Source organism: Peribacillus sp., assembly GCF_059453735.1.
Map to the genome: position 1 here is coordinate 1 of NZ_JAZVJO010000523.1, position 4,886 is coordinate 4,886.

Annotated in this window: 7 protein-coding genes; all 7 read right to left on the bottom strand. The window is 37.6% G+C overall.

Going from position 1 to position 4,886, the window contains the following annotated elements; genetic code table 11:
* The coding region (gene yhfH, locus AC52RT_RS17340) for a protein YhfH (RefSeq protein WP_495541907.1) at positions 1–84 on the bottom strand (84 nt) is incomplete at its 3' end.
* A 29-nt stretch (positions 85–113) separates the two neighbouring features.
* Positions 114–251: a protein YhfH gene (gene yhfH / locus AC52RT_RS17345; protein WP_081705020.1), complete on the bottom strand. Its 138-nt coding sequence runs from the start codon at positions 249–251 to the stop codon at positions 114–116.
* Between the two features lie 24 nt (positions 252–275).
* Positions 276–413, bottom strand: a complete 138-nt coding sequence (gene yhfH / locus AC52RT_RS17350) for a protein YhfH (protein ID WP_495541902.1) — start codon at positions 411–413, stop codon at positions 276–278.
* 181 nt (positions 414–594) lie between these two features.
* Positions 595–1,281 (bottom strand): YcnI family copper-binding membrane protein, encoded by a 687-nt coding sequence (locus AC52RT_RS17355; protein ID WP_495541903.1) that lies wholly within the window; start codon positions 1,279–1,281, stop codon positions 595–597.
* Between the two features lie 19 nt (positions 1,282–1,300).
* Positions 1,301–2,911, bottom strand: coding sequence for a copper resistance protein CopC (locus AC52RT_RS17360; RefSeq protein ID WP_495541904.1), 1,611 nt, complete (start codon positions 2,909–2,911; stop codon positions 1,301–1,303).
* A gap of 158 nt (positions 2,912–3,069) precedes the next feature.
* The gene (locus AC52RT_RS17365; RefSeq protein WP_495541905.1) at positions 3,070–3,513 is read right to left on the bottom strand and encodes a C40 family peptidase; all 444 of its coding nucleotides are present in this window, start codon (positions 3,511–3,513) and stop codon (positions 3,070–3,072) included.
* Between the two features lie 154 nt (positions 3,514–3,667).
* On the bottom strand, positions 3,668–4,886 hold a 1,219-nt coding region (locus tag AC52RT_RS17370), incomplete at its 5' end, for an ATP-binding protein (RefSeq protein ID WP_495541906.1).

Below are 4,886 nucleotides of genomic sequence, written 5' to 3' on the forward strand. Positions count from 1 at the left end.
CTGTTCATTGATATGAGTTCCGCATTCGGGGCATTGTTTGGACGGTAGATTTCTGAAAAATTCTTTAGATTTAATGATTTGCATAATCTATTCCTCCTTAGTATGGGTTCGTTTCAATCTTCGCGTTTAGACAAACAGTGATCGCATTCCATTAAGTAAGATTCTGCTTGCTCACTAATTTCAATACCACATTCGGGACATTGTTTCGGCGGAAGGTTTCTGAAGAACTCCATTGGTTTGATTGTTTGCATAGTAGTTTCCTCCTCAATTGACTATTAATCTTCTTTTTTTACTAAGCAGCGGTCACATTCCATTAGGTAGGATTCTGCTTGTTCATGGACCATATCACCGCATTCCGGACATTGTTTAGACGGCAGGTTTCTGAAAAATTCCATTGGGTTTTTAGTTTGCATGGTAAGTTTTCCTCCCTTTTTATAGTACAGTTTATAATTTTTGTTTCTTGTTATAATACAGTATATACCCGTAATTTGGAAATGTATAGGTTTTTATAAGAAAAAATTTAAAAAGTCAGATAATTTATAAAAAAGTAAAAGGACTTACCATGAGGCAAGCCCTTAAACTGTCTTTTACTTTTTATTTTTTCTTCCGAACTGCAAGAATAATGGCTGCAATAGAAAGAATTAACGAGGCAATGGAAAGGATGAGACTGGCAGTCTGGCTTGGAGGATCAGTATCTTCCTCGTCTGCTTTGTTTGACTCGGTCGCTGTCCCTTTGTCAGGTGTCTCATGCTCTTTTTCTACAGAATCGTGTTCATAGTGACTATCCTGTTGTTCAGGCTCCGTACTGGCCGTACTGACCTTTGTTACTGAGTGAGGTGTTGCCGAACCTTCTTTTCCATTCCACTCAACAATGCTGCCATCTTTGTAATACTGAAAAGCATCCCAAGCAATATTAGTTTCACTCTCTGGATTTTTCGCTACGAATGTAAATTGTTGGAATTGTCCAGCTTGGATTCCTTCACCTGTGGCCGTCCAAGAAACGGTTTGGACATTGTTAGATGAACCGGTATCCAGCGTTACCTCCCATTCTGGAACTTGCTGGTAATTGACGAACGTTACACCATCAGGTATCTTTACAACGACTTTGGTTGTGGGAATGTCTTTTTCAACAGGTACCTTTAAGGTGTAAGTTTCCCAAGCGGAAGGTGTTGATACAGCTGGCTGAACGGAGACGTGAGCACTTGCTGCTCCTGCAAATAAAAACACTCCTGTAAATGAGGCAATGATCACTTTTGAAAAGGTGCTGACTATTTTTTTCATTCTTGTTATCTCCTAGTGTTTATTTTGGGTTGCTGATTGTGATGGAAAAGTCTGCATCAACTGATTCATACTCACTGGTTAGCACATGAATGGACAGCTTCCAAGAACCGTCCATAGAGATAATAGGTGCGGCGGTATAGGTTCCAGACTCTTTTTTCTTAAATGGTACATTCTCTTCCCCCATGTTCATGTCTAATGACACAAGGGTGCCAGTGATTTGTTCAATATCAGGTATAGCATCACCATTTTTATCCGACACGTGGACCATCATTTCGTTTACACCTGTCTGTGAAGGTGTCAGCTCAAGGGACATCTGGTAGTTTTCTATGGTTATGACTTGTGAGTTGTCCAATTTATGAGAGTCGGCAGTTGGCAGATTTGTCAAAAGTGCTGCCAAGATAATAATAATTAGGCCTAGTGAAAATTCAATAAGGACACTCGGTCCTAATTTTTTCTCTTTAAATTTACCTCTAAAGAAATGGTAAGTTCCCATTCCAATTATAATCAGCATTAACAGTATTTTAGCAATGAGTACCTTTCCATACGGAGTGTTTACTAATGACTGTATAGAAGAAACATGCTGAACACTTGCGTAGATACCGGTAACAAGCAGCATAAGGACAAACACAATGGCAAACGTTGAAAAACGCTGTATGGTTTGCCAATATATTAAGTTGTCTTTTTCCTTTTTAGATTCTCCAGGCAGCAGAAGCACCAAGGCTAATAAATTACCCAGCCATAAGGCCATTCCTAACAGATGGAAAAAATCCATAATCACAGCGAGTACTTGGTTATTGACTGCAGCTGTGTGACCGATAGATGCCTTGCATAGCATTAATGCGACGATAAGTAGAAATGATCCATAGGCAGCTGGGATTGCTTTTTTAGTAAGTAGAAGACTACTAAAAAGGATGACAAGCAAACCCATTTCGATCATCCAAATCGTTCCGAAGGTTGTATGAAAGACGGTTTCTTTTAATAAGGATAGCTTGAATACACTGTTCCATCCTACTGCAGCATCAGTTGTTGTCTGAAGAGGGAGGCTAAGCAAAATACTTAGTGCCAGCAAAGTATAAGCTGTCCAAATAATGCCCGAAAATCGAGAGCTATAGGACGCTTTTTTTCGAGGAAACAGCCATAAATAGAAAAATAAAAACCCACTTAGTAAAGTAAAACTAAGATATTGCATGCCTTGTATCAGTATTTTATCAAGTCCAGGAAAATAAACAGAGGAATGATCATCTGCAGCAGCTTTCGTAACTGTCTCTTCGCCAATGATAAAGGGGATGGTACCTTCAATGGGGTGGCCGTCACTAGAAATAACGCGCCATTTTATAGTATATACACCTTTACGAAGGTCTTGTTTCAACTTAGCGATCAGTTTTGTTTCATCTTCGTCTGGAATAAAGCTTTCATGTAATTCAGCATTCCCATCTTCGCCGAAAACCTCAATATGGTGAAAAGCTGATTGTATCGGTTCACTGAATACTAAGCTGATATTCTTGGGTGATGTTTCAAGCTTTGTATTTACTGAAGGATTTGACTGTTTAAGATAGGCATGTGCCGAAGTCATTTCCGGAAATGACATCAGGCAGATTAAACAGACCATCAGCCAGATCATCTGTTTCATTTTTTAAGCCCCCTTTTTGAGCAAATAGGATAGGGTTGGATGGTAGATAGTTATCTATTAACTAGTATAAACAATAATTGTGAAATAACAGTGAAAAAAGACTGATTTTTTTAAATCAAAAAAAGAGCCTGCTGGGAGGCTCTTTTTTATCTCTATCGTTAGATGCGCTTAGCGCCAATATATTTTGGTTTCCAATAGCTGTTGTTTGTGCTTGCAATCGATACGCCTTTAGAAGAAGCAGCGTGGATCATTTTGCTAGAACCCATATAGATGGCTACATGTGTAGGTCTAGTTGCTTTATTTGGTGCAAAGAATAATAAATCACCAGTTGTTAATCTGCTCTTGCTTACTTTTTTTCCTTTTTTGTACATATCTGCTGCAGTACGAGGTAATGTTTTGCCGGCTTTCTTATATGAATATTTGACAAGGCCTGAACAATCAAATCCTTTAGGTGAAAGGCCTCCATATGTATATTTAACGCCTATATTATTCTTAGCAGTTGTAATGGCTTTTTTATGATAGGTAGCTGCCTCACTCATAGATGGTGCAATAAAGCTGAAAGCAGCAGCAATAGACAAGGCAACAATGATTTTCTTTAACATATATATTTTCCCCCTGATGTGAATGCTAAACCTACTATAAACTAAAAGGGATAACATATTAGTAACAGGAAGATTACAATATTATTACAAAAAAATAGATATTAATAGGAACCTTGATATATAAGGGTTTTTCCCTATAAAAAAACTATCATTATTATTTTGTAGATAGAAGATTCATGTCTACAACTGTTCCTAAATTTTTTTTACTGTTAAAAGTGAGTGATCCATGGTTGTTCTTCATGATTTTAAAGCATACGGTGAGTCCGAGACCTGTTCCTTTTTCCTTAGTGGTATAAAAAGGCTCACCTAATCGAGCAATTTTATCTTTTGAAAGACCTAATCCGTTATCAATGATTCGAATTCTTATGGAAGAGGTATTTTGTTCGAGTTTTATTCTTATTTTCCCACCGTTTGGAAGTGCCTCAATCGAATTCTTTACTAGATTGATTAATACTTGTTTTAATTGCTTTTTTTCAATAGATTGGCAGGTTATCTCTTCATAACGGATTACTTCGATAGTTACTTGATTCATAATGGCTGTCGAATCAAGCAGAATGACGACTTCTTCTACAATTTTATCTAACTGATAGGAATGGATAACTCCTTCCGAGGCTTGTGGTTTAGCCATAAATAATAGTTCGCTGACGACTTCATTGATTCGATCGATTTCATTAGCAATAATGGATAGGTAGTATTTATCCCGCCCTTTATTGGTATCCTCGAGAAGCGTTATAAATCCTTTAATAGATGTTAGGGGATTTCGGATTTCATGAGCGATACCGGCAGCCATCTCTCCGAGTACCCGCAGATTTTCAGATTTAATTAATACGGTTTCTTCTATCTTCTTTTGAGTAACGTCAACACCAATCGCTAACGTATAATGGCCCGTGCTGTCATAAGGAACAGGCAGAAAGGTCCAATCAATATAAATGGGGTTGGCGGCACTATTGTTCACATATTCCATCGTATCATTCTGTTTGTATTTTTCGTGAAGGATAACTTGGTTAATGAAGGGATGCCTGCTTATCCCGATCAGATCATCGCTGCTTTTCTCTAATACTTTTGAGAGTGCATCGTTCACAATCACTAAGGAATCTTCACTATCTCTAACAAACATATAATTTGGATTGAGATTAAGGATGATTTCTAAGAAGTTTCGCTGCTCATTTAATTGTTTATTTCCATCATGGATTAATTGGTGCTGTAAGTTAAAGTAGGCAATGAATAAACTTAACCCAGCAAATAGAGAGTTGAAGCAGGAGACGAATAAAGGCAAAATCAGAATACCGGAAATGATACCTCCAATGAAAATAAAGAACACAGCAAATACAATCGATTGAAAGAAACGTCGCATATAGGTGTTCATAATTTTA

What these genes read in the sequence shown, in the direction of transcription:
- yhfH (WP_081705020.1), bottom strand. Translation starts at nt 251, where the DNA reads ATGCAAACAATCAAACCAATGGAGTTCTTCAGAAACCTTCCGCCGAAA.
- yhfH (WP_495541902.1), bottom strand. Translation starts at nt 413, where the DNA reads ATGCAAACTAAAAACCCAATGGAATTTTTCAGAAACCTGCCGTCTAAA.
- AC52RT_RS17355 (WP_495541903.1), bottom strand. Translation starts at nt 1,281, where the DNA reads ATGAAAAAAATAGTCAGCACCTTTTCAAAAGTGATCATTGCCTCATTT.
- AC52RT_RS17360 (WP_495541904.1), bottom strand. Translation starts at nt 2,911, where the DNA reads ATGAAACAGATGATCTGGCTGATGGTCTGTTTAATCTGCCTGATGTCA.
- AC52RT_RS17365 (WP_495541905.1), bottom strand. Translation starts at nt 3,513, where the DNA reads ATGTTAAAGAAAATCATTGTTGCCTTGTCTATTGCTGCTGCTTTCAGC.